This window comes from Moritella sp. F3 (genome assembly GCF_015082335.1).
Taxonomy (GTDB): Bacteria; Pseudomonadota; Gammaproteobacteria; order Enterobacterales; family Moritellaceae; genus Moritella.
This window is the reverse complement of record NZ_BLRL01000002.1, coordinates 370,846-394,028: the sequence shown is the minus strand read 5'-3', so window position 1 is coordinate 394,028 and position 23,183 is coordinate 370,846. Positions and strand designations below refer to the sequence as shown.

Below are 23,183 nucleotides of genomic sequence, written 5' to 3'. Positions count from 1 at the left end.
GCGAAGCATTGACAATGCCAATTGCAACAACTGTCAAATTGATTTAATTATGGCTTATATAAATATGGAATCACGTGATTTCGTTAATTATTTTTTAAATAACGCTAAAACATTATTCACGTTATGATAGCTAGTTGATTATCTTGTATGGTGAGTGCCTTTTGAATAACTACAAATTATTACCGACGTTAATTTCGATATTACAAACCCGTAATTTGACTGAATCGGCGAGGCAACTTAATGTGACGCAGTCGGCAATCAGTAAAACGCTTACGCAAATCCGCGTTGCGTTTCATGACAAGATCGTCATTAGAGAGGGGAATCAATTTGTATTAACGCGTAAGGGTGAGGAATTAAAAGCGCAGTTACCCTTATTAATGCAAACCTTGGATAATTTATATTTACCCAGCATGATGGATCCAAGCCTGTGTCAGCGCCAATTTACCTTGGCTTCAAGTGATTATGTTGCACAAGCGATCTTACCATCGATATGTTGTGAGTTAGCTGTCGATGCGGCGAATGCCAGCGTAGCGTATCAGCTTTGGCATAAAGATAGGTTAACAACGCTAGCTGACATGTCGCTGGATCTCGTTAGTACTATCACAGAGCATGTGCCAGAAAACTTGCATGGTAAAAGTCTCGGTGAAGATCAGTTGATCGTAGTTTGCCGCCGTCAGCATCCTTTGTGTCAGGGGAACGCATTATCAGTTGCGGATTATATTAATGCCAAGCATTTACTGATCAGCGGTGGTGGTGATAAAGATAGTCCGGTGGATCTGGCATTATCAGCGCTTGGCGAACAGCGTAAGGTCTTTGCACCGGTACCGTTTTTTCAGTCGGCGATCGAACTGTTATTAAAGACCGATACCTTGCTGACAACACCCTTACATATTGCCGCTGATTTTGCGCAAACATACGATCTTCGGATCATGATTTTGCCGATCAAGTTGCAACCACAGCAGTATTATTTGTTGTGGCATGCGAAGCACCATCAAGATCCGGAGCATACTTGGTTTAGAGAGTTGTGCTATCCCTTTTTAAAAAATCATCTTGAGCACACTAAAACTATAGGTATGAAATTACTTCATGATTGTTAGTATTAAATGCAGCTTTCTCTCATACTAAAGCTGGCTTATGATGACAACAGATAAACGCATTTAGCTGAATTAACAATTTATAAATAATAAATAACAGTAGAGGTTGAGTATGGAATTAACTGCATGGATGTCTTTAGCGCTGATTTGTATGATGGGCGCGATGACACCGGGTCCAAGTTTGGCGGTAGTATTAAAGCATACGATCTCGGGTGGGCGAGTTAACGGTGTTGCGGCGAGTATTGCCCACGGTGTCGGTGTTGGTGTGTATGCGACGTTAACTGTGGTTGGCTTGGCTATTGTGATCCAACAAACACCGTGGTTATTCAATGTGATTAAATATGCTGGTGTGGCGATGTTGTTACGCTTGGCTTATAAGGCGTTAACCTCAAAACCGGCGCTAGATGATGCTGAGCAACAACAAGAAGTAGTGACGTTAAAAGACAGTATCGTCCAAGGTTTTATGATTGCATTTTTGAATCCTAAATTAGCCATTTTCTTTTTAGCGCTATTCGGTCAATTTGTTGAAGCGGATGCTGGCTGGTTACAAAACCTGATTATGGTTGGCACGGTATTTACGTTTGATACGTTATGGTATTGTCTGATTGCCGTGGTGTTATCGCAGTCGTCGTTATTAGCTAAATTAAAGAATAATGTACACAAGATTGATAAAGTAACGGGCGTGGTATTACTGGCGCTGGCAGCACGTGTCGCCATCTAGGGTTTTATAGAAATATAGAAAATAAAAGCACCACAACTGAGCTGTCAATAACAGTCGTTGTGGTGCTTTTTAGTATTCAGGGTATTAAATGATTACGCGATTAAATCCGAGAGTATAATTACGCTGTTAACGTGATCTTGCCTACCGCTTTACCTGAACCAAGGTGATCATGTGCTTGTGCTACTTCCCAAATAGAGAAGTTACTGTCGTCAATGATTGGCGTGATCTTACCTGCGTCAACAAGCGTTGCAATTTCAGTTAAGATGCGGCCGTGTGATTCGTGGTTAATGCCGTGACATAATGGGATCAACATTAATACACTGTGGAACGACAAGCTTTTCAGTGCCACTTGTAATGCATTATCAATTGGTAAAATCGTCGCTACGTGACCATTGAATTTTGCTGCTTCAAATGATTTCTGAATGTTGTCGCCAGCCACAGTATCAAAGATCTTATCAAAGCCGATACCGCCTGTGTGTGCTTGAACATAATCAGCCACAGTTTCAGTACTGAAATTGACTAAGTTATCTGCACCGACAGTTTTTGCTAATTCTGCGTTCGCCGTTGAGTGTGTTGACGTTACTGTTGCGCCAAGTATTTTAGCAAGTTGTACTGCGATGTGACCAACGCCACCTGTAGCACCATGAATAAGTACACTATCACCGGCTTGCACATTCATCTTATGCACAAGTGCTTCGTATGATGTGATAGCAACCAGTGGTAATGCCGCCGCTTGTTTCATGGTTAGTGTTTTAGGTTTTAACGCCATTAGACGTGCATCAACTAACATGAATTCTGCTAGTGCACCGTCAACACCATTAATACCGCCAGCCATGCCGTAAACCTCGTCGCCGACATTGAAGTTTGTCACGTCTTCACTTACTTCAACAACGATACCTGCAACATCACCGTGTAATACTTCAGGTAAGTTCGCAGACCAAGGTAGTTCAATTGAACGAAGCATTGTATCAAGTGGGTTAACACTTGTTGCTTTAACTTCAACAACCATGTGACCTGATTTTAATGTTGGTTTTGCTTTTTCTACTAATTGAAAAACGTCGCTTGCACCGATTTCTTTAATGATCATTGCTTTCATGGTTGCTGCCTTTTGATATAATTGTTGGGACTTGCTTAACAAGATGGGGCTATTCTATGTTTTGTGCCGTCAACCAACAATTACCCAACAAGCAAACTACCTTTGCTTTTTAGACAAAGGCTAATATCGCGAGGAGGATCCTTATGATCATAGTCGTGAAGGAGTAGTGAGAAAGTCATTAGATAAGTTGTCTTAGCTATAGCGCTCATCACTCATATGTATTATTACTTGCAAGGAACTAACTTATTATCGGGCTCCATCGGTGATCGACTAGATACAGATCTCAGTGCAAATACCAAGGCGACCATTAGCGTTTGAATGATAGATGTTGCGCCTAATACCGCCCACCATCCACCGACCTGCCAGCAATAAATAAGAATAAACCCACCGACACTACCGCCTGAATAATACATCACCAGATATAGCGCTGTTGCCGTTGATTTACCCTGTGTGGCACTACGGCCAATATGGCTGTAAGCCAGTGCATGAATAAAGAATGCCCCTGCGCTTAATACCAATAAACCAATAATGATGGTTAGCATCGTTTGCAGCGATAGGATCATCAGTCCAAGCAGGCTAATACCTATACCGAGTAATAAACCACTGAATAAGCTATGGTTATGCAGCCAGCGCCCGCTTAGTTTTGCGGATAAAGTGCCGCTGAGGTAACACAAGAATACTAATGATAATAAACTGGCGGGTAAGGAAATCGGCGCAGCGGATAATTTAAATCCCATCACTGAAAATATATTAATGAATACTGAAAAGTTCAGCCCGCCAATCAACATGGCGAAAAATAGCGTTGGTGTGTTGATATGCTGAAGGAGTTGCTTGCCGTGATGGGATAGGCGTCCTTGTTGGGCGACAAAATGACGTTGTTTTAATATTAGCGGGAAGATAATCAGTAGCGCGATACCACTGAGTATCGACATCGCTAAAATAGTCCACTGCAAACCGATTGCATCTGTCATTACCCCGCCGTATATCCGGCCAATAATGCCTCCGAGGGTGTTGGCGCTAATATAACCTCCTACCGCGATAATAAGTGCCGTTGGTGCAAACTCTTCAGCCATATAAGCCACTGCGACAGCAATGAATCCAGCCAGTGCGACACCGAGTAACGCACGCAATATAATTAAGGTATGTAAATCTGGACTGATGAACATTAAAAAATTAATGCAGGGAATAAGCACTAAACTGCAACGCATGATGGGGCGGCGGCCTATCACTTCAGACAAGATCGCCCAAGGTAATAGCGATACTGCGACAGCTAAAGTGGTGCTAGAAAACAACCAGTTAACTTGTAATTCAGTGGCGTTAAACTTAACCATGAAATAGGGCAGTAATGGCTGAAAATAATATAAATTGCAAAATACTAGAAATGAACCGAGTCCAAGTCCTAATGTTACTTTTTTATAATCTTGAGAATGCAGTGCAATCATTCATCCATCCTGCTGATAACGAAAGGGGTAGCATGATCACCTTTATTGAGCTCATGCGGTACTAATAATGCTTATAGAGTAGAGGAGTAATGCTAATATGAAAAATATATAAATATCATGGAAGGTATCTATTTTAGTTATGCTTAATTCTAAAATATTACATTATTTTGCCACTATTGTTGCACAGGGCAGTTATACCAAGGCGGCCGAGCATCTGGGTATCGCCCAATCTGCGCTGAGTATTGCGATGCGTAAGTTTGAAGAGCAGCTTGGTATGCCGTTATTGATCCGTAGCAGTAAGGGCGTCGTTGTCACCAAAGAAGGTGAAGTACTGCTTGTCCATTGTAAAGATATTCTTGCCCGTATTAGTGATGCTGAAACGGCGTTAAATGATTTACGTGGTTTAGAGCAAGGCGAAGTGAGTATTGGTATTCCCGGCATGATGGGGTCGTATTTTTTCCCTGAAATACTCATGGCCTTTAAGTTTAAATACCCGAATTTGAAGTTGAGTATCATGGAAGGTGGCACCCAAACGATTAAAGAAAAGTTACTCTCGGGTGAGTTAGATTTAGGGGTGATCGTCGATGATCATCTCCCAGATAGTTTACAAGTCCAACGTTTTGTACGTCCACAAATGGTCGCAGCTGTGGGTAAAAACCATGCGTTAGCAGATGCAAAATCGGTGACTTATGCCGATTTTTTTACCCATGAATTAGTGATGTTCAAAGCAGGGTATTTTCATCGTGAAATCATTGATAGTTTGTGCGAAGCTAATAATATGACTGTGAACTACTCTTTTGAAACCAACTTGATCACGATGATCTTGAATATCGTCAAGAATGAATTTGCTATTACCGCACTGTTAGAATTAGTCACAGATCAAGAAACGGATGTCATGGGGATCCCGTTTGATCCGCCTATCTATTTGGATCTAGCGTTGGCATGGCGTAAAGATGGTTATTTGTCGCTGGCTAATCGGCGCTTTGTTGAGTTTACTTTGGCACAAGTGGCTAGTATTGATAGTTGATCGTGAATTAATAATTCATAAGTAGGCGTTAATAAATAGACATTAATAAATAGAAATGCATAAAAAGGAATGTCATGAGTATATCTATCACTACACCGCGTTTAACGCTACGTCAAATTACCGAGTCTGATTGGCCGTTATTTTTACGTTTGCATACTGAAGTCCGAGTGATCGAAAAATGTTTTGATCAACCTAGTGTTGATGATATTCGCGCTAAATTTTCTTCACGTTTACCACGCTGGTCTGTGACTTCTGGTGCTTGGCTATGTTTGGTTATCATTGATAGTGAGACTAATCAGGCGGTAGGTATCACGGGTTTTGATTATGATGGCCGATCTGCAGAAGTCGGTTACCTGCTATTACCAGAACATTTTGGGTTGGGCTATGCGACTGAATCATTACAGAGTGTCATTACTTGGGCAACGCGCGTACATTTGATTTCTCTATTTCAAGGTATTGTGACAGAGGGGAACGCTGATTCAGACAAAGTATTGGCTAAGTGTGGCTTTAAGTTGCACGAGGTCATCGCGGATGCTTATCGTATCGGTGGCGTATTATATGCGGATCGGATTTATAAGCTGAATACCAGTTCACTCGACTCATGAGTTAAGGGCATTCAGCTATTAATGACAGTTAAGCGGCTTGAGCGCCTTTAATAGAATCATCTAGAGCGTTATGGGTTGAATGAATCACAGGTGGATTCATTAACCATGGCGTTAAATTGTTTGCCATTGCAATTTCGCTTTCATCTAGCCACAGGTAGCGTTTGGTATACATTTTACGCTTGGTTTTCTTCAATGTGAGTGGATCTTTTCGGGGCGTGAATACCGGTAAACTATAAAAGTAAGTATCTACTTTGGCTGCTTCAAATTCGTCCCACAGACCGTCATAGTCGAAAGTCACAGAATTACGTTTCGAGCCGATATAACGAATTGCTTGGTAGATATGACCTTTGTTTGAAATCGCTTTGACTTCGTCCACGCCTAATACACGCGCTAGCATTAACGCCATTTCAACGAGTAATGATTTAGTACGTAAACCGTGTAATGATTTAGTTAATACTTTAATAAGTGCGTGACGATCTTCGATTGAATCTCGCGGACCTTGCAGCATACCTATGTGCATCGTTTTAGTTGTAGAACCTGAAATATTACAGGCTAAAGCATAGACACTTTGGTCTTTGTCATTCACTAAACGAATACCTAGGCCACCTTCACGGCTAGCACCACGATATAGCTGCACACGATATGTTTCTCCGCTTAAGCTTTCAAAGTCTAAAATAGTTATCCCCTTACTGGAAATAACGGCATTTGAATTTTCACCAAAAGTATCATCAATATATTGATAGTGTTCTGTTATATGCTTAATACGTTCTGAGTTAGACCAATTAACGCAAAGAAAAGGCTTCAGTGGTTTTTCTAGGATCTCGGGATTGTTGGCTAAAATTGGTTTTAAATTATCATTCGCAAACAAAGTCGTCATTGCTTCGATGGCTTTACCGTTCGTCGCAGCCCAAAAATAGAATCTCGCTTTCTTTTTTATTTTCTTCATGCCTTTGCTTTTTGGGTAAATCAGGTCGGCGAGTTCAGAGAGGTTAGTTGTAGACATCGATTGTTTGTTCCTAGTAAAACCACCTCAAGGCGATGATTTATATGTATATTTAAAGTTTAAGTGCATATTTCATTGCTGTATCGTGTTATGGCTATGCAATCATCGAGAGACACTATCAGTGCCTATGTCGAATTGATGTGAAATTTAGCGTTATTGTCTGTTTAAATATTCAAGTGCAGCATAATTACTTAGTTAATAATACTGAAACCACTAATATTCACTAAGTAGATCTTTGTAAGCATCTGTCAGTGATTTGTTTGGGAGAGGCTAACAGCATCGTTGTGGAGGTTATGCTGTTAGCTATAATGATTGATGTAAAAATAGTATTTTATGTCCAAGCACTATGGGATCGAAAAGTACTATTGTATGCAAATACCCTTCATTAATATTTTGTTATACCAACTTAGAAAACTATGGTCGGTAGAATATTGCGTGCTTACTGCCGTCAATTCGCCATCACACTGCGCAATAAGGGATTGACGAGCCTCATCAACATAATTGGTATTCGCGGCAAAGCCTAAAATCACATGCTGTTTAGTGCTTGCTTCGACATATTTATAATTAAGGTCTGTTGGGATTACTTGGTCAAAACCATCGCTATTGACCATATGGATACTACTGGTGCAGCCATTTAATAACAGTACTGCGGAGATCAATACTAAGGTGCTTAATGTATTTCTTATCACATTCTATCCTTAGGTAGGCTGCAATACCCACTGACGATGACTTCGCGTTTAAATACTAATAAATAGCTGGTGGTTTGGTGCTTGGTAAAGACACCACTGATTTTACCGCCAACACACTGTTCTTTTAAATTATCTACAGCTCTGTCGGCAAAGTCATTTTGAGTGGTGAAATTGAGGAATACCCAGTCATGCGCATTAGCTTCAACAAGTTGGCCTTTGTCTTTTGGAATTTGCGTCATTGATACTGTGTTTAAACCAACACAGCCACTGAGTGTTAGGGCGATAAATAATAAACAAAATTTACGGATCATGATTAATTCCTTAGAGTATGCAATCTGCATCGATACGAACAATTTCACCACTCGCGACGGCATAATCGTTAGCTTCGCGGACGCTACGAATGGCGGTTATTTTGCCGGATTGGCATTGGGTATGGAGTTGGCTTAATACATTTTGAGCATAAGCATCATTAAATACGGGATTACCTGTTCTAGGTCCCATATTCATAAGCGCCCAGATAGTTCTGAGAGCTTCGATTTCATCACTGCCAGCCCCATTGCTTAATACGGCATCGGTAAGCGCTAAAGTAGTGTCAACGTTGATGGTATTTTCAGATACTTTGACTGAAATAGGCTTTAGCTTTCCCTGGCTTTGGTCTATATCACCAACCTGGATGTGGTCCATACGAGCGCAGGCCGTGAGCAATAATATAGGGGTAAGCAACAAATATTTTTTCATTGTAAATGTCCCATTGATTTAAACGAATGAGTGGCTGACGCTACCTCATTTAGTATTAGTCGGACTTGTCGTCAGTTGTTTGTATAAAGATATTGTAAACAAGCTAACTGTATTTGTAGGTAAGCTTGTGTATGCATCTGTCAACAAATCTAACTGTATGTTTATACCATCCGATAAACAGATGGAATCCAACTTTTAGTTATAACAATTTGCGATAGAATAGCCGTCATAATAAAGCTTTAACAGTATGTGAACGGTAATTACGATGATTACGGCATGCAGTATAATGATGTGGAGAAGAATAAATGAGAACAAGGTTAGACCGTATTAGACACGCTATTTTATTTGAGATTATTGGCCTACTGGCAATTATGGGGGTGTTAAGCCAACTAGGCTTTGAGCTCGGGCATGTTGGTGTCATGGGGGTATTATTCTCGGTCGTCGCGACGGGCTGGAACTATGTTTATAACTTAGGCTTTGATAAATACATGTTGAAAAAAATGGGGACGGTAACTAAAACCACCCTGACACGTGTTGTCCATAGCCTTGGTTTTGAAGGTGGCTTGCTGTTTCTTACGATCCCATTTATGGCGTGGTTCTTAGACTTAAGCTTGTGGGATGCATTCGTGCTTGATATCGGTATGGTGGTGTTCTATTTATTTTACGCTTATGGTTATAACTTGGCGTATGACAAGGTATTCCCTGTTCCGGAGATGGTTGCGCAATAAATTTATCGACAAGATACTTTTTAAATATCATTTATTTACAATAGCGGTACAGCTTTAAAATAAGAAACGGTGACAACCTATAGTCACCGTTTCTTTACTCTTGTTTATTTTAGTTATAAATATTAGTTTAACGTGCCTTTATCTTGATACAATAGCTTCCCCTTAATTTGATAAGTGAACCCCGCATGACAGCCCTAACGCCTACCACCATGACCTTCTTTGAACGTTTTGAAACCGACATTCTGAGCGGTAAAAAAACCATTACCATTCGTGATGAAGCTGAAAAATTTTATGTACCGGGATCGGTCGTGACTGTTTCGACATTAGAAGGAGGACGTGAATTTTGCCAACTATCTATCCTCTCGGTAGAGCCTATTTTATTTACTGAGCTATCTAATTTTCATGCCGAGCAAGAGAACATGACATTGGCGGTACTGAAAGATGTGATCCAGGACATTTACCCTGGTATTGAGCAGTTATACGTGGTGTCTTATAAATTGGTAGGTCAGCCATAAATGCGATTGGATAAGTTTATTTGCAAAAGTACTGCGCTAAGCCGATCACAAGCAACGGCGATGATCTGTGATGGTCGCGTTGTGGTTAATCATGTTGTTATTGTTGATGTTGCCACGCAGGTGCATGAAGATAATCACATTTGCTTAGAGGGTGAAGTGCTAACAGCAAGAAAGTCGCGTTATATTCTCATGCACAAACCTGCTGATACTATTTGTTCTAATATTGATGAAGCTTATCCGTCATTATTTAATTATATTGATGTTGAAAATGCATCTGAGTTACATGTCGCAGGGCGTTTAGATGCCGATACCACCGGCTTGGTTTTGGTGACAGATGATGGTCGTTGGTCATTTAATATTATTACCCCAACCAAACATTGCCAAAAGGTGTATCGGGTTAGTTTATCTCGTCCTATTAGCGAAGATGTCGCGGCTAAGTTTTCGCATGGCGTGCAGTTACAAGGTGAACAGCAATTAACGCGCCCGGCAATGTTAGAGATTGTGACGCCGAAAGAAGTATTATTGACGATCACCGAAGGTAAGTTTCATCAAGTAAAACGTATGTTTTCGGCTGTGGGTAACAGAGTTGTGAGTTTACACCGTGAAAAAATTGGTGCAATAGAGCTAGATATTGAAGTCGGGCAGTGGCGTTATTTAACTACGGATGAAGTAAATTCGTTTAGCCGTTGATGTCTGAATTATTAATATTTCCAATATAACTAAGAAGATAATGTTTTAAATCAAACGATTAATAGAGTTAATGCGGTGTCTGGCGTAGAATAAAAGCGTAAATATATCCTATACGACGACATTAAGGCTTCTCTCTGTGTACACCGAACAATTTATGATGCTGCTGGCGGTATTTGAACGTGCAGCATTGATGCTAATGGCATTATTCTTTTTAACGCGCACCAATTTATTCCAACACATCGTTATCAAAACTCAACGACACCCCATTGAAACGGCGCTCATTTCAGTACTTTTCATTCTATTTGCCGTCTTTAGTAACTACACGGGGGTTAATGTTGAAGGCTCACTCATTAACGTGCGTATTATTTCAGTCTTGTCTGGTGGCATCCTTTTTGGTCCTTGGGTGGCGATCCCTGCTGGTATTATTTCTGGCGTGCATCGTTATATTATCGACATGGACGGGCCAACATCGTTAGCCTGTTTAATTTCCAGCGCGATTGCCGGATTATTAGCGACTTGGATCCATTTTCGCTGCCACAAAAAATCGTACGCAAAATGGGGCATTATTGCTGGTATTTTTTGCGAGATTTTAACCATGATTTTAATTGTCGTACTCTCTGAGGATAAGGAACTCGCCTACACGATTGTTAGACACATTAGCGTGCCGATGATTGGCGGCGCGGTATGTATTGGACTTATTATTAAGTTGGTGCAAGATTTAGATGATGAAAAAGATTTAATCGCGGCTAAACAAGCAAAACTAGCCCTCGATATTGCCAATAAAACCTTGCCTTATTTCCGTAAAAATAATCGCGATTCACTGACTAAAGTATGCAGTATTATTCGTGAAGAAACCGAGGCTGATGCGGTCGCTATTACCGATGTCAAAGACGTATTGGCTTACGTTGGTATCGGCCAAAAAGATTATTTAGATACTTATCACCAGATCAGTGAGATGACTCTGCAGGCGGTTAACAGTGGCGAGCAAATTATCAGTAATAACCTCAATGTACACGGCTTTCATTCATTATTAATTATTCCCTTGTGGGAAAGTGGTGTGGTCAGCGGCACTTTAAAAATATTCTACCGCCAACCCCACCGAATTCGACCGTCACTACGTGAAATGGCTATCGGGTTATCGCAATTGATTTCTACACAGATGGAAGTGTCAGGTCTTGAACAATTGAAAACCATGACAAGTAAGGCTGAGCTTTCTGCATTACAAAGTAAAATTAACCCGCATTTTTTATTCAATACCTTGAATGCCATTTCCACACTAGTACGTATTAATCCTGATAAAGCCCGTCAATTGATTGCCAATTTAGCCGATTTTCTCCGTTATAACCTTGAACGTAATAATGACTTGATCGACATCCAAGAAGAGTTACAACAAGTAAGAGATTATGTCGCGATTGAGCAAGCTCGCTTTGGTGACAAGCTTGAAGTCACGTTTGATGTCGATGATGTACATCCGACGATTCCTTGCTTACTGATCCAACCCTTGGTAGAGAATGCTATTCAGCATGGTATCCAGCCTTCTCGCCAACCCGGTAAAGTCAATATTTCGGTAAAACGCAATGGTCAACGCTTTAAAATTACCATTCAAAATACCGGTATCGGTATCAGTCAAAATGTCATTGATAAGCTCTATAACGGCACGATGGAAAGCCATCATATTGGTTTGATGAATGTGCATCAGCGGATCTTGTTATTGTATGGCGAGGGCTTACACATCAAACGTCTTGAGCAAGGCACTGAAATCGTATTTTACGTCAATGAATAGAATTGAATAGAAAGGAAAGGTAATAACATGTTGAAAGCCCTGATCGTAGAAGATGAATATTTAGCAAGGGAAGAGCTGACATATTTAATTGAAAGTCATAGTAATATCGAGATCATCGCGACCTTTGATGATGGTTTAGAAGCCTTTAAATATCTGCAAACTCATAAGGTTGATATTGCATTTTTAGACATTAATGTACCGTCAATTGATGGTATGTTGTTGGCGCGTAATATTCATCAGTTTTCTGAAAAACCGCATATCGTGTTTACCACGGCATATAAAGAATTTGCGGTGGACGCTTTTGAACTTGAAGCCTTTGATTATTTATTAAAACCACTCAATGAAAAACGGATTATTGGATTATTAGCTAAGTTAGAAGCGACCCAAGCATGCCTGGCTCAGCCAGAAGAAGTCAGGGCTAAAACCATTAACTTGATTAAGGATAACCGCATTTTTGTTACCGCCATTGATGATATTTATTATGCGATGGCGAATGAAAAGGTAACGAGTGTATTTACCAAAGACGATGCTTTTATTGTGCCTTTTACCATGAGTGAATTGATTAACCGCTTACCTGAACAGCATTTCTTTCGCTGTCATCGTTCTTACTGTGTCAACATCGCTAAAATTCAAGAGATTATCCCTTGGGTGAACTGTACCTACCAGCTCAAAGTGCATGATATTGGCAGTGAAATACCGGTAAGTCGCAGCAACATAAAAGCATTTCGTGAATTAATGCAATTGTAATTCATGCCACTATATTGCACTTCATACCGTACTCAGTGCATCTCATTTTTTATTGTTTTCTGCCTATTGTTATCTCCCGCGGACCCCGTATTTTAGTGGCTTAACAAGGCGACCGATACCGTCGCCTGCCTGCTTTTAAATTCGTTGGAGATTTCCCTTATGACGACTCAAATATCAAACCGAGACCGACTATTGACGTTGCTTGGTACTATCATCACCCAATTTGCGTTAGGGTCTGTGTATACGTGGAGTCTATTTAACTCACAACTGGCAGACAAGCTATCTGTGCCGGTTAGCCGTGTGGCTTTTTCTTTTGGTATTTTAAGTCTATCGTTAGCCATCGCCTCATCATTATCAGGCAAATTGCAAGAGCGTTTCGGTGTGCGTAAAGTGACGATTTGCGCCGGTTTATTACTGGGTGCCAGCTTAACGCTAACTGCCTATGCATCTAATCTTATTCTGCTTTATATCTTCGCAGGCTTATTAGTCGGTTTTGCCGATGGAACAGGTTACCTGATGACGTTATCTAACTGTGTGAAACTGTTTCCGGAACGTAAAGGTTTAGTTTCTGCGTGTGCTATAGGTGCATATGGACTCGGCAGCCTTGGCTTTAAATATATTAATATGTATTTCCTCACTAACAGTGGCTTAGAAAATACTTTTAGTACTTGGGGTTTGATCGCCATGGTGATGGTCATTATTGGTGGTCTGATGATGAAAGACGCACCCAAGCAAGCGCCACAACAAACTGCTGCAGCGACACCTGTACGTGATTACACGTTAGCTGAAGCTGTGAAAAGCTCACAGTTTTGGATGTTAGCATTGGTATTCTTAACGGTTTGCATGAGTGGTTTGTACGTTATTGGTGTCGCTAAAGATATCGGTGAGAGTTATGTGCATTTACCTGTGGCCATTGCTGCAAGTTCGGTTGCGCTTATCGCTGTTGCCAATCTGAGTGGCCGCTTAGTACTCGGTGTGCTTTCAGATCGCATTAGTTGTATTAAAGTGATCGCCATTGCATTATTTATTTGTTTAGCGGGTGTATCGGCATTACTTTTTGCAGAGCAAAGCATGTTCAGTTTCTACTTTGCCGTGGTATGTATTGCCTTTAGTTTTGGCGGCACGATCACCGTATACCCATCATTGATCAGTGATTTCTTTGGGTTAAACAACTTGACCAAAAACTACGGCTTAATTTACCTTGGTTTTGGTCTCGGTAGTATTATTGGTTCTATCGTGGCATCTGTGTTCGGCGGATTCGCAGCCACTTTCTATCTTATGTTAGGCCTATTAGTTATTTCGCTTATTATTACGCTGACCATCAAGCTACCCGGTTTGCAGCAAACTAACCTTGTTCCTGCATCGCGAAATAATCTTCCTGCGCAACCTGTTATGGTTTAATTTGCTACAGTCATACCTGCGCAGGGTAAATGGTGTGGGTATACATTTCTTATAATTTGTTTCTCTTTGAAAATGTAAAAAGAATACAAACGGTTAATCATTACCTATAATCATCAAATATAGTTATCAACTAAAATATATTTGAGAATAAAATTTAATGATTAATCCTGTATTACTCCGCAGCTTTTGTACGCTGGTGGAAGTTGGCCATTTTACCCGTAGTGCTGAGCGTCTGAATATGACGCAATCGGGTATTAGCCAACATATCCGCAAATTAGAAGAGCAGTTAGGTCAAGACTTGCTCATTCGTGAAGGTAAGCAATTTACCCTGACGGACGCGGGGCAGCGGTTATATACCGAGGGTAAACAAATAATCTACTCACTATCAGAACTCGAACAGCGCGTGACAACGGATCCTGCTTTTGAGGGGCTAGTCAGAGTGATGTCTCCCGGCAGTATTGGCTTGAAACTGTATCGATCTTTATTGACGTTACAAGCTGAGCACCCGCTATTAGTGATTGATTATCGCTTTGCGCCGAACGCAACGATAGAAAAAGCCATTGCCGAGCATGCGGTCGACATTGGGTTTATGACCAGTTCATCAACATTAGCCGAAGTGAGTTTGAAACCGATAGCGGAAGAATCCTTATTGTTAATCACACCTGCGCATATTGAAGAACCAAGTTGGCAAGCATTAATGCAACTCGGCTTTATCGACCATCCTGATGGCGCATTCCACTCAAGTTTGTTACTTGGGGCTAATTACCCAGAGTTTAAACATTATAACCAGTTTAAAAAAACGGGATTCTCGAATCAAATCAGCCTGATTTTAGAGCCTGTGAGCTTAGGACTTGGTTTTACTGTATTGCCTGCTTATGCGGTAGCTGATTTCCCTCATCCAGAAAAAGTGAAGATCCACCACCTTAAAATTCCGGTTTCGGAAACACTCTATCTTGGTGTACACCTGAATAAATTTATGCCGAGTCGTGTTAATAGCGTGATGGTCGCGGCGAAGCATTGTTTACAGTAAACAGTGTTATTACAAATGAGTTGTATTACTATTGGTGGTCGTTATTATTAGGGTGTTATATGTTTATTTTTCCGCAACTATCTTCTCCATCTTTACAGGTACTAAAAAATTATAAACGTCGTGTCATTAGTGTTTTTATAGCCTCAGCACTGGCGGGTTGTAGTGCATCTTCATTTTCAGAGAAACCTGTAATAAACCAGGTTAAATCAGAGGTGACTACTTACTTCGACTATAATTTACAGTCTCCATCCGGCCTGGATATTAATGTAGCTGATTTTGTTGAGCAGATTAAAGACGCTGATGTCGTGCTGGTGGGTGAGTGGCATACGCATACCGGTATCCACCGTTTTCAAACCGCATTATTACAAGCTATGCTGGCAGATAATGACAACATTGCGTTATCAATGGAGCAATTCACTCGTGATAACCAGGCTGTTGTGAATGCTTACTTAGCTGGCGAGATAGGCGAGGGAACATTAATTAAACAAGGTAATGCATGGCCGAATTACACCAGTGATTACCGCCCGTTAGTGGAGCTGGCAAAGGTTAACAACATTGATATTATTGCTGCCAATGCGCCTAAAAATATTGTCCGTTGTATCGCTAAAGAAGGGATTCGCTATATTGATAAATTACCTGCGGATGAACGCGTTTGGTTAGCTGAAAATATTAATACGCAGGATTCACCCTATAAAACCCATTTTATGGCCTCGATGCACCATGGTGATGAAAGTCAAAATGAAAGTAAATTTGCCTCGCAATTGACGTGGGATGAAACCATGGCCGAGAGTATTGTTAATTATTTATCTGATGATTTAAATACAGGTAAACAAGTGATGCATATAGCTGGGAAATTCCATACTGAGAATGGTTTAGGGGCAGCGGCTAGTATTCTGGCTCGCGCACCGGAATTAAAAGTTGTTATCGTCACGCCTGTTGATGTAAACACGCTAAAAACGGCAGCAGAAACTATAATCGAAACTCATAGTGATGACTATCGCTTACAAGTGTTAACTCCACCCAAACAGTTTGTAACACAAGCAAACATGATGGCGTCATTTAAAGATTTATCTAAGCGTAATGATAAGTTAATTTGTATTAAATAGGCATTTTTAACAAGCGAGTTAGCAAGTTCCGTTAACTCGCTTTAGTGATCGAGCATGTAGGTGATTCTTGCTTGATACAACGCGCTAAAATAGCGATTACAATAAAACCAAACAGCAAACGTCCCCATAAAATAGACATCAGATCAGCACCTAATAATAAAATCAAAATTGTATCTTCAATTACGCTGTGGGCTAATCCCAAAAAGCACACGGCTAGAAAAATATCACGCTTACTTATTCTTCCTGTACGCGCTTCATCAATTAATAATCCAGCGCCAAAACTAAGCCCCAGAACTAAACCTATGACACAGACATTGGTGGTTTCCTTACCTATGGTTAACGCTTTTAAAAACGGAGATAACAAGGTTTGCATCAGTTTTTCGATACCACACCATTTTAATAAGCGCAGTAATATCATTAATGCAGCAATGATAAAGAAGATAGAAAATAGCATGCTGAGTTGCGCCATCGTCCAGTCAAATAAACTTGAAGAGGCGGGTGTCGGTTGCCAAACAATGACCGCAGGCTGTTGTTGCCAATGCCCTAATTGATAGACCTGATTAGCGATCATACCGAGGATAAAGCCACCGCCAATACGTAAAGGCAGGGTGATGCGCCAAGATACACCCGATAATTTAGCAACTGCGCCTTCTATCGGTAAGGCATGTGCGAGTAACATCATGATGCCTAGCACCGATACTTGCGCGACAGTGAGAGGACTATCACCCGCTAAATCAAAATAGACCGCCATACCGGTATAGATATTGGTGAGCATAGCCGTTGCCCACACCAAGCCCATTTCTTCCGGTAAGCCAACCAGACTCATTAACGGGGCGAGTAACTTCGCTAACCACTGCGTGCCGCCGAGCATGTCTAATATCTTGACGACAATAAGTGCAGGGACCATGACTTTGAGTAAAGTTAAATAAACTCGCCAGACATCGAGAAATAATGATTTTAAAGTCGTTAACATGTGCTGCTTCCTAGCTGCTAGATGAAATTGATAATAAATAATGCTGTTTGATGTAACTTATTATATTCAACTGACTAGAAATGATTTCAAATTTAACGTACAAATATTTATATAAATTTCTTATTTTTAGTGGTTTAGTTAATTATGTTTCTCGATCGGATTGATAAGGCAATATTACGTCAGTTACAGCAAGATGCTTCGGTGAGTAACTTACAATTAGCATCACTCGTCGGTCTGTCGCCACCCGCTTGTTTTAAGAGAGTGAAGAAGTTAAAAAGTGCAGGTGTTATTGCTCGCCAAGTCGTCTTGCTTGATCAGGATAAGTTAGGTGTGTGTCTTCACATGATTGTAAATGTTGAAATGGAAAGAGACCGTTTAGATTTGAATGATGGTTTTATTAAACGTATTCGTAAAGCGCCAGAGGTGAGGGAATGTTATCAAGTCACAGGTGAAATTGATTTTGTGTTATTGGTGACAGTGGAAAATATGCAGCAGTATGAAGATTTTTGCCTGCGCCATTTGTACAGTGAAGCGAATATGAAAAATTTTAAAACGCAAATATCAATGAATAGAGTTAAGTATGATACCTGCGCGGTTATTCCTGATTAGGATATTAACGACTCAGTTATTGTAATACTTGCTTGATAAACGAAGCCATGCCATCGATTGTTGCTTGTAAATGGGCTTGATGGGTAAAGCCACTTTTCACTCGTGGTTTTAAATCGTGATCGCCGTCAGCTAACCACAAGAATTCAATATCCTTTGGCAGGCCATAACTGGCTACTTCTTCTTTGCAGCCTAACTTATCGCGATCGCCTTGGGCAATAAATACCGGTTGTTGGATCAATGGAAAATGTTCAGTACGCAGTGATTCAGGCTTATTGGCAGGGTGAAAAGGAAAGCCCAAACAGGCGATGCCTTTTATTTTCGCGTTAACTGTTAATTCATCTGTACTTACATCGGAGGCTACTAACGTCGCCATGCGCCCACCCATAGACTTTCCACCAATGACCATAGGTTGCTCAATACTGGCTATTAATTGTTGATATTGCGAGATAAGTTTTGGTGCGCGCTCTGGTGGGCGACGGGTGCCATTATCAACACGTTGTTGCATGTAAGGAAAGTTGAAACGTGCCACTCGAATACCGTGCAGCGCGAGCCCTTGAGCAATGGTTTCCATCACGTCAGACGTTGCGGGTGCACCAGCGCCGTGCGCAAATACAAATAATGGGCCATCAACAGGGCCGTTATAAATGAGTTCCATGATCTTCCTATGCTGTAGGTCATATCTAATTGAGATAACGCGTTAAAAAATCATTATACGTGATTGCGAATAGAAGCCTAATTATCTCATTATATTAGCTGCATAGACGGTCAAAATAATAAGTGCTAGTGTTAATTAACTTGTACTTCAATTGCACTTTATGTTCAATACACAGTAATTTAAATTCAACTATAACAGGCGTTACTGCGTAACGTGGAGGCATAACCCATGGAAATGTATGATTCAGTCAATGTATTTGGGGAGAAACTAGCGTTATGTGGCGAGGATCCGATCACTGGTTTTTATCGCGATGGAGCCTGCAATACCTGTAGTCAAGATGCGGGGGCGCATACCGTGTGTATTGAAGTGTCAGCTGAATTCTTAGAATACTCGCGTTTTAAAGGCAATGATTTATCCACTGCGGTACCGGAGTCTGGCTTTCCTGGTTTACACGCGGGTGACCGTTGGTGTTTGTGTGCGGCGCGTTGGTTACAAGCATTGGAAGATAATATGGCGCCGAGAGTCTATTTGCAAAGAACACACATTAAAGCATTAGAGATCGTGCCGATGGAATTACTTAAACGCTATTCAATGGATTTGAGCTAAGCAATTAAAACATAACCTTAAATTTGCACCGTAAATACCTTTACAAACGATAGATTACTGACATTCTCTTACAGTTCTTTTGTTTTCCCTCAGGTATTTCGGGTGTATATATGACCACTAGTTCGTTATATTTCAGTCATTCATTCCGTTATACGAGTAATCGTATTTGGTGTGGTTGGACTGTAATAGTGAGTAGTGTCCATAATTAAGGTATCAACAATGCACAGCAAAAGTATCCGAGAGTTAAGTTGGCTTGCCTATCCAGATTTGAACGAGAATCAGTGTTCTAATGTGAAAATGCAACAGAAACAAAAAAAATATCGGTCTAAATTTGTATTCAGAGCTATGATGCATTACCCGTATTTTCGTCAATTTCAACGTGGTATTAATGCTCCCTTTCTCCAAATGTTACTGCAACAAGATGTGCGTTTTTTAGGAAAAACGTTTCGTCCTTATCTGCACGTTGGTAATGGTATTGCTAGTCGTACTAAATTAGTTATTGGGCATTATCGTTTTATTAGCGAATGCTTACCGACCCTAACGGGTCTTGCTATTTACAACACAACGCAGGGAATTGAAGTATCTCGATTTACTGTCGGTGAAGATGAATACCGTGTAACCCTAAGCTATTTTGCCTCAAATCATAAAGAAGGTGATTTGTGTATGAAGCTGTTGGATCCAAGTGGCAATATTTTTTATTCTATTACCTTTAGTGTTTTTGATGATCCGATGAAGGGACGTACTATTACAGTCGGTAGTCTGCAAGGGCCGAAAAGCACGCCTGAAATTAACGATCGAATTAAATACTTTACCAAACAACATTTTGGCCAGAGACCTAAAGATTTGATGGTTAAAATACTGACCATTATTGCCAATGTTTGGGATGTTAAATTGCTTTTATTAGTGACTAATGAAGGGCATATTTATAGCTCTAAACGTTATGCTGATGACAAGCTAAAAACCAATTATAACGGGCACTGGGAATCATTAGGGGCGACTAAGTATAGCAAGCACCTCTACCAACTCGATCTGCTTGAAGTCAGAAAATTACCGGAAGATGTAAAACGCAGTAAACGCGCTATGTACCGTAAACGTTATGAATGGCTTGATGCATTAATGCTAGAACTTGGCGATAAACTCGCGCTAAAAACCAATACCAATATCATTCATTAAATTAACGACCCTGCCTGCGATGATGATGCTATTTAATGGTACTTAGATGGTACTTAGGCTATATTTCTGTTAATATCGAAATATAGCCTAAAAAGATACGTTGTATAAACAGGGGGACATAAATGGATATTGATATTATTGCTAAAGCACTGAAAGAGCTTGGCCATCCAACACGATTAACTATTTTTAAAAGTATTATTCGTGCTGGCTATCAAGGCGTTGCGGTGGGGGGATTGCAAGAGCAGTTAGCGATCCCTGGCTCAACATTATCGCACCATATTTCTAGTTTAGCGTCAGCTGGCTTACTTTCACAGCGCCGTGAAGGACGCACTTTATATTGCGTCGCTGAGTATGACAAGTTACAAGCTGTGATTGGCTTTTTACAAGATGAATGCTGTAATGACAGTGTTACATCTGATGCCACCTTAGCTGATCATAAAGTTAATCGTTGAATACGGCTGCATATCCTCATGAAAGATACGAGACAGCCGAAGGTATACAAAATTCGAATAGGCCACTAAATCATTCTTTTCAAAATGCGCTTGCCCATGATTTCATGCTTAATGAGTGCAGCTAAGTGACAAAGCACTAATGCGGCTAATAATCGGCAAGTATACAGGTGCATAGTTTCAAAAAAGTGAATGCTACTTTGCTGTTGCAGTAGCTGCGGGATAGTCAATAACCCAAACACTGCCACATCATGATCCATCATTAATAGCCCACTAACAAGTACCAGCGAAACGAGCACATAGAGTAAAGTATGCCCGATGTGCGCGATTTTGGTTTCCAACATTGACATCGCAGGGTGTGGTGGGGGAACACTGTGTTTTAATCTGTGGTAAATACGCCAACAAAATAGCGGAATAAATACCGTTGTTATCGATACGTTGAAACTTAGAATATGCTTTTTAATGTTTGGTGCTAGCTCGAAAAAAGCGATGTACAATCCCGATATACTTGCCCATAAGATCACCAGTGCGGAAATCCAGTGAAGATACTTCGCGGTACTATCAAATTGATGCGTGAGTTGATTCATATGCAGTCCTATTTTTACGCAGATAAAAAAACAGCGTAAATATGATTTACGCTGTTTGATTTAGACTATGTAGACGGTACGATTAACCGCAACTATTATCGAAACTATTATCGAAACTATTAATCGTAATTAATTAGTCGAAATTATGCACATGGACCAACAAGTACCCAGCCTGAATAAGGTTGATCAGGTGTCATACCTGTATCTGTCCAACGTTCAGCAACGTAGATATTTTCTTGATAAGACACTTTATCGCCTGGCTTGTATTGCTTGCTGATATCAATCGCTTGAACATCTTGGCAATCACCTGGGACGTCGGCATTAACGATATTAAAGTTATTTGATTCTTGTAATGATAAGTTACTATCATCATTAGAGTTAGCTACTGATACCAATTTGAAGGTGCCAGCTGTTACATCATCAAGTAATATCGTAAAGCTTTTCACTGTATCGTTAACATTGTCAGATGCCGAACCAATCGCTTTATTATTGGCATCAAAGACAGTGTTGGTGACATTTAAGTTGCCAACGGCTTCAATATTAAAAGTAATTTCTACAGCATTGTTGTTGATTACATATTCATTTTCTAAGCCTACAACGGTAATACTGTCATCAACAGGTGTGTCACCTTTAACAATATCAACTTCAACAGAGGTAAGATTAGAATCTGCTTTTAGGTAAATAGGGTTGTTACCATAAATAGGGGTAAATACGTCATCACTACTTTTTTCGCCAGATTTTGCATCTGTTTGTTCAGCATTAATTGCCATCGCTAGATCGTAAGACCAGGTATTACGTTGACCACTTGCAGTAGAGTTAATTTCAATGCTGGTTTCGGTGGTGAATGAGCCGACGGATGAATCAAAGAAACGTGCTTTAACTTTATCTCCAACAACTAAATCTTCTTTTGGCGCAATGGTCGTGCTTTGCTCCCAAACATCCGGTAATGGTGGTGGCGTTACACCATCTTCAAATTCCACATCAATTACATTGTAAAAGGCATTGGCAGTATCATCGATAGTCCAAACAGACAGAATAACTTGATAACCGCTTCGCTCTGGGACTGTACATGTGTGCGCTTCACCTAGATTCAGTGGAGGCTGAGTACCGTCCATATCAATTACACAGAAAGGATTGGCCAAATCAAATGACTCGCGAGTCAGTGGCGTATTTTGATCCCAGCCTGATTTTGTTATGTAATAAACGTAGTCTGTGGTTTTATGGTTAGCTGTACTAAACCAGTGGAAATCATTCTGACCTGCTTGGATCTTGGTTTTGTACCATTTGTTTGATGATTGCTGGTCAAGCACATCAAATGAGCCGCCTTTTTGCGCTGATGCTATTTTGCCATCAACAGGACCTGTTGCTGGAAATCCTTTTGGTGCTTCTAGACTTTGTCTATCATATGACGCACTCGCACAATCATTTTTAGATCCGCTAGTCGAGTGACATAAATTAACACGAGAAGGGAAATCGCCAGCGACATAACCGTGTGCGAAAGCTAAAGTCGGTGCCAATGCCGCGACTGTTAAAGCGCCGAAAGATGCTAAAATTGTTTTTTTCATATAATAAACTCCATGTTGAAAAAGTGTTGAATCCGCTATAGCTGCATTTTATTAGTGCTTCATAATTGAACAAATATGATAACGAGGTGTCATGTCTACCACTAGAGTAATAATTATTTCTATTTTAAAAAGTGTGCCTAGTGCCTTGTTG

The 23,183-nt window shown here is 40.5% G+C and carries 26 protein-coding genes; 16 read left to right on the top strand and 10 right to left on the bottom strand.

What is annotated here, in order from left to right; genetic code table 11:
- Positions 1–161: 161 nt before the first annotated feature.
- Together JFU56_RS04925 and JFU56_RS04920 are read left to right on the top strand one after the other, a co-directional pair.
- Positions 162–1,097: a LysR family transcriptional regulator gene (locus JFU56_RS04925; protein ID WP_242065856.1), complete on the top strand. Its 936-nt coding sequence runs from the start codon at positions 162–164 to the stop codon at positions 1,095–1,097.
- A 109-nt stretch (positions 1,098–1,206) separates the two neighbouring features.
- Positions 1,207–1,815 (top strand): LysE family translocator, encoded by a 609-nt coding sequence (locus JFU56_RS04920; protein ID WP_198436161.1) that lies wholly within the window; start codon positions 1,207–1,209, stop codon positions 1,813–1,815.
- 118 nt (positions 1,816–1,933) lie between these two features.
- On the opposite strand, the gene JFU56_RS04915 is transcribed toward JFU56_RS04920, so the two are convergent.
- Positions 1,934–2,911 (bottom strand): zinc-dependent alcohol dehydrogenase family protein, encoded by a 978-nt coding sequence (locus JFU56_RS04915; protein ID WP_198436160.1) that lies wholly within the window; start codon positions 2,909–2,911, stop codon positions 1,934–1,936.
- Between the two features lie 224 nt (positions 2,912–3,135).
- Positions 3,136–4,353 (bottom strand): MFS transporter, encoded by a 1,218-nt coding sequence (locus JFU56_RS04910; protein WP_198436159.1) that lies wholly within the window; start codon positions 4,351–4,353, stop codon positions 3,136–3,138.
- A 139-nt stretch (positions 4,354–4,492) separates the two neighbouring features.
- Between JFU56_RS04910 and JFU56_RS04905 the strand changes: the two genes are divergently transcribed.
- Positions 4,493–5,380 (top strand): LysR family transcriptional regulator, encoded by an 888-nt coding sequence (locus JFU56_RS04905; protein ID WP_198436158.1) that lies wholly within the window; start codon positions 4,493–4,495, stop codon positions 5,378–5,380.
- Between the two features lie 74 nt (positions 5,381–5,454).
- Positions 5,455–5,985 (top strand): GNAT family N-acetyltransferase, encoded by a 531-nt coding sequence (locus tag JFU56_RS04900; protein WP_242065855.1) that lies wholly within the window; start codon positions 5,455–5,457, stop codon positions 5,983–5,985.
- A gap of 28 nt (positions 5,986–6,013) precedes the next feature.
- Here the strand turns inward: JFU56_RS04900 and JFU56_RS04895 are convergent, their stop codons facing one another.
- The 4 genes from JFU56_RS04895 to JFU56_RS04880 all read right to left on the bottom strand — a co-directional run bounded on the left by JFU56_RS04895 (position 6,014) and on the right by JFU56_RS04880 (position 8,415).
- Positions 6,014–6,988 (bottom strand): VirK/YbjX family protein, encoded by a 975-nt coding sequence (locus JFU56_RS04895; protein WP_198436157.1) that lies wholly within the window; start codon positions 6,986–6,988, stop codon positions 6,014–6,016.
- A gap of 362 nt (positions 6,989–7,350) precedes the next feature.
- The gene (locus JFU56_RS04890; protein WP_198436156.1) at positions 7,351–7,677 is read right to left on the bottom strand and encodes a hypothetical protein; all 327 of its coding nucleotides are present in this window, start codon (positions 7,675–7,677) and stop codon (positions 7,351–7,353) included.
- Positions 7,674–7,988 carry a hypothetical protein gene (locus JFU56_RS04885; RefSeq protein WP_198436155.1) on the bottom strand — a complete coding sequence of 105 codons (315 nt, stop codon included), beginning with the start codon at positions 7,986–7,988 and terminating at the stop codon, positions 7,674–7,676. Before JFU56_RS04885 ends, JFU56_RS04890 begins: the two co-directional genes overlap by 4 nt.
- Before the next feature lie 10 nt (positions 7,989–7,998).
- Entirely contained in the window at positions 7,999–8,415 is a 417-nt protein-coding gene (locus JFU56_RS04880) for a hypothetical protein (protein WP_198436154.1), read from the bottom strand.
- A 305-nt stretch (positions 8,416–8,720) separates the two neighbouring features.
- Between JFU56_RS04880 and JFU56_RS04875 the strand changes: the two genes are divergently transcribed.
- From JFU56_RS04875 to JFU56_RS04840, 8 genes are all read left to right on the top strand, one after another.
- Positions 8,721–9,143: a PACE efflux transporter gene (locus tag JFU56_RS04875; RefSeq protein ID WP_198436153.1), complete on the top strand. Its 423-nt coding sequence runs from the start codon at positions 8,721–8,723 to the stop codon at positions 9,141–9,143.
- Between the two features lie 185 nt (positions 9,144–9,328).
- The gene (yqfB, locus tag JFU56_RS04870) at positions 9,329–9,658 is read left to right on the top strand and encodes a N(4)-acetylcytidine aminohydrolase (RefSeq protein WP_198436152.1); all 330 of its coding nucleotides are present in this window, start codon (positions 9,329–9,331) and stop codon (positions 9,656–9,658) included.
- Positions 9,659–10,348, top strand: coding sequence for a pseudouridine synthase (locus JFU56_RS04865; protein ID WP_198436151.1), 690 nt, complete (start codon positions 9,659–9,661; stop codon positions 10,346–10,348).
- 157 nt (positions 10,349–10,505) lie between these two features.
- A complete protein-coding gene (locus JFU56_RS04860) occupies positions 10,506–12,131 on the top strand; it encodes a sensor histidine kinase (protein ID WP_198436423.1) in 1,626 nt (541 codons plus the stop codon).
- A 27-nt stretch (positions 12,132–12,158) separates the two neighbouring features.
- On the top strand, positions 12,159–12,878 hold the full coding sequence (locus JFU56_RS04855; RefSeq protein ID WP_206759239.1) for a LytTR family DNA-binding domain-containing protein: 720 nt from the start codon (positions 12,159–12,161) through the stop codon (positions 12,876–12,878).
- Between the two features lie 159 nt (positions 12,879–13,037).
- Positions 13,038–14,279, top strand: coding sequence for an OFA family MFS transporter (locus JFU56_RS04850; RefSeq protein ID WP_242065854.1), 1,242 nt, complete (start codon positions 13,038–13,040; stop codon positions 14,277–14,279).
- A 157-nt stretch (positions 14,280–14,436) separates the two neighbouring features.
- Positions 14,437–15,309, top strand: coding sequence for a LysR family transcriptional regulator (locus tag JFU56_RS04845; protein WP_198436150.1), 873 nt, complete (start codon positions 14,437–14,439; stop codon positions 15,307–15,309).
- A gap of 59 nt (positions 15,310–15,368) precedes the next feature.
- Complete coding sequence (locus tag JFU56_RS04840) at positions 15,369–16,415, top strand: ChaN family lipoprotein (protein ID WP_198436149.1); 1,047 nt, start codon at positions 15,369–15,371, stop codon at positions 16,413–16,415.
- A gap of 31 nt (positions 16,416–16,446) precedes the next feature.
- Here the strand turns inward: JFU56_RS04840 and JFU56_RS04835 are convergent, their stop codons facing one another.
- Positions 16,447–17,388, bottom strand: coding sequence for a nucleoside recognition domain-containing protein (locus JFU56_RS04835; RefSeq protein WP_198436148.1), 942 nt, complete (start codon positions 17,386–17,388; stop codon positions 16,447–16,449).
- A 144-nt stretch (positions 17,389–17,532) separates the two neighbouring features.
- Here JFU56_RS04835 and JFU56_RS04830 point away from each other — a divergent pair, with 144 nt between their 5' ends.
- Positions 17,533–17,997 carry an Lrp/AsnC family transcriptional regulator gene (locus JFU56_RS04830; protein WP_198436147.1) on the top strand — a complete coding sequence of 155 codons (465 nt, stop codon included), beginning with the start codon at positions 17,533–17,535 and terminating at the stop codon, positions 17,995–17,997.
- A 16-nt stretch (positions 17,998–18,013) separates the two neighbouring features.
- Here the strand turns inward: JFU56_RS04830 and JFU56_RS04825 are convergent, their stop codons facing one another.
- Positions 18,014–18,652: an alpha/beta family hydrolase gene (locus tag JFU56_RS04825; protein WP_198436146.1), complete on the bottom strand. Its 639-nt coding sequence runs from the start codon at positions 18,650–18,652 to the stop codon at positions 18,014–18,016.
- Positions 18,653–18,880: 228 nt separating this feature from the next.
- Between JFU56_RS04825 and JFU56_RS04820 the strand changes: the two genes are divergently transcribed.
- The 3 genes from JFU56_RS04820 (at position 18,881) to JFU56_RS04810 (ending at position 20,883) form a co-directional block, all read left to right on the top strand.
- Positions 18,881–19,258 (top strand): DUF2237 family protein, encoded by a 378-nt coding sequence (locus JFU56_RS04820; RefSeq protein ID WP_198436145.1) that lies wholly within the window; start codon positions 18,881–18,883, stop codon positions 19,256–19,258.
- A gap of 219 nt (positions 19,259–19,477) precedes the next feature.
- A complete protein-coding gene (locus tag JFU56_RS04815) occupies positions 19,478–20,431 on the top strand; it encodes a DUF535 family protein (protein WP_198436144.1) in 954 nt (317 codons plus the stop codon).
- Between the two features lie 122 nt (positions 20,432–20,553).
- A complete protein-coding gene (locus JFU56_RS04810) occupies positions 20,554–20,883 on the top strand; it encodes a helix-turn-helix transcriptional regulator (protein WP_198436143.1) in 330 nt (109 codons plus the stop codon).
- Positions 20,884–20,948: 65 nt separating this feature from the next.
- Here the strand turns inward: JFU56_RS04810 and JFU56_RS04805 are convergent, their stop codons facing one another.
- A complete protein-coding gene (locus JFU56_RS04805; RefSeq protein ID WP_198436142.1) occupies positions 20,949–21,467 on the bottom strand; it encodes a cytochrome b in 519 nt (172 codons plus the stop codon).
- Positions 21,468–21,610: 143 nt separating this feature from the next.
- Positions 21,611–23,032, bottom strand: a complete 1,422-nt coding sequence (locus tag JFU56_RS04800; protein WP_198436141.1) for a lytic polysaccharide monooxygenase — start codon at positions 23,030–23,032, stop codon at positions 21,611–21,613.
- Between the last annotated feature and the right edge of the window lie 151 nt (positions 23,033–23,183).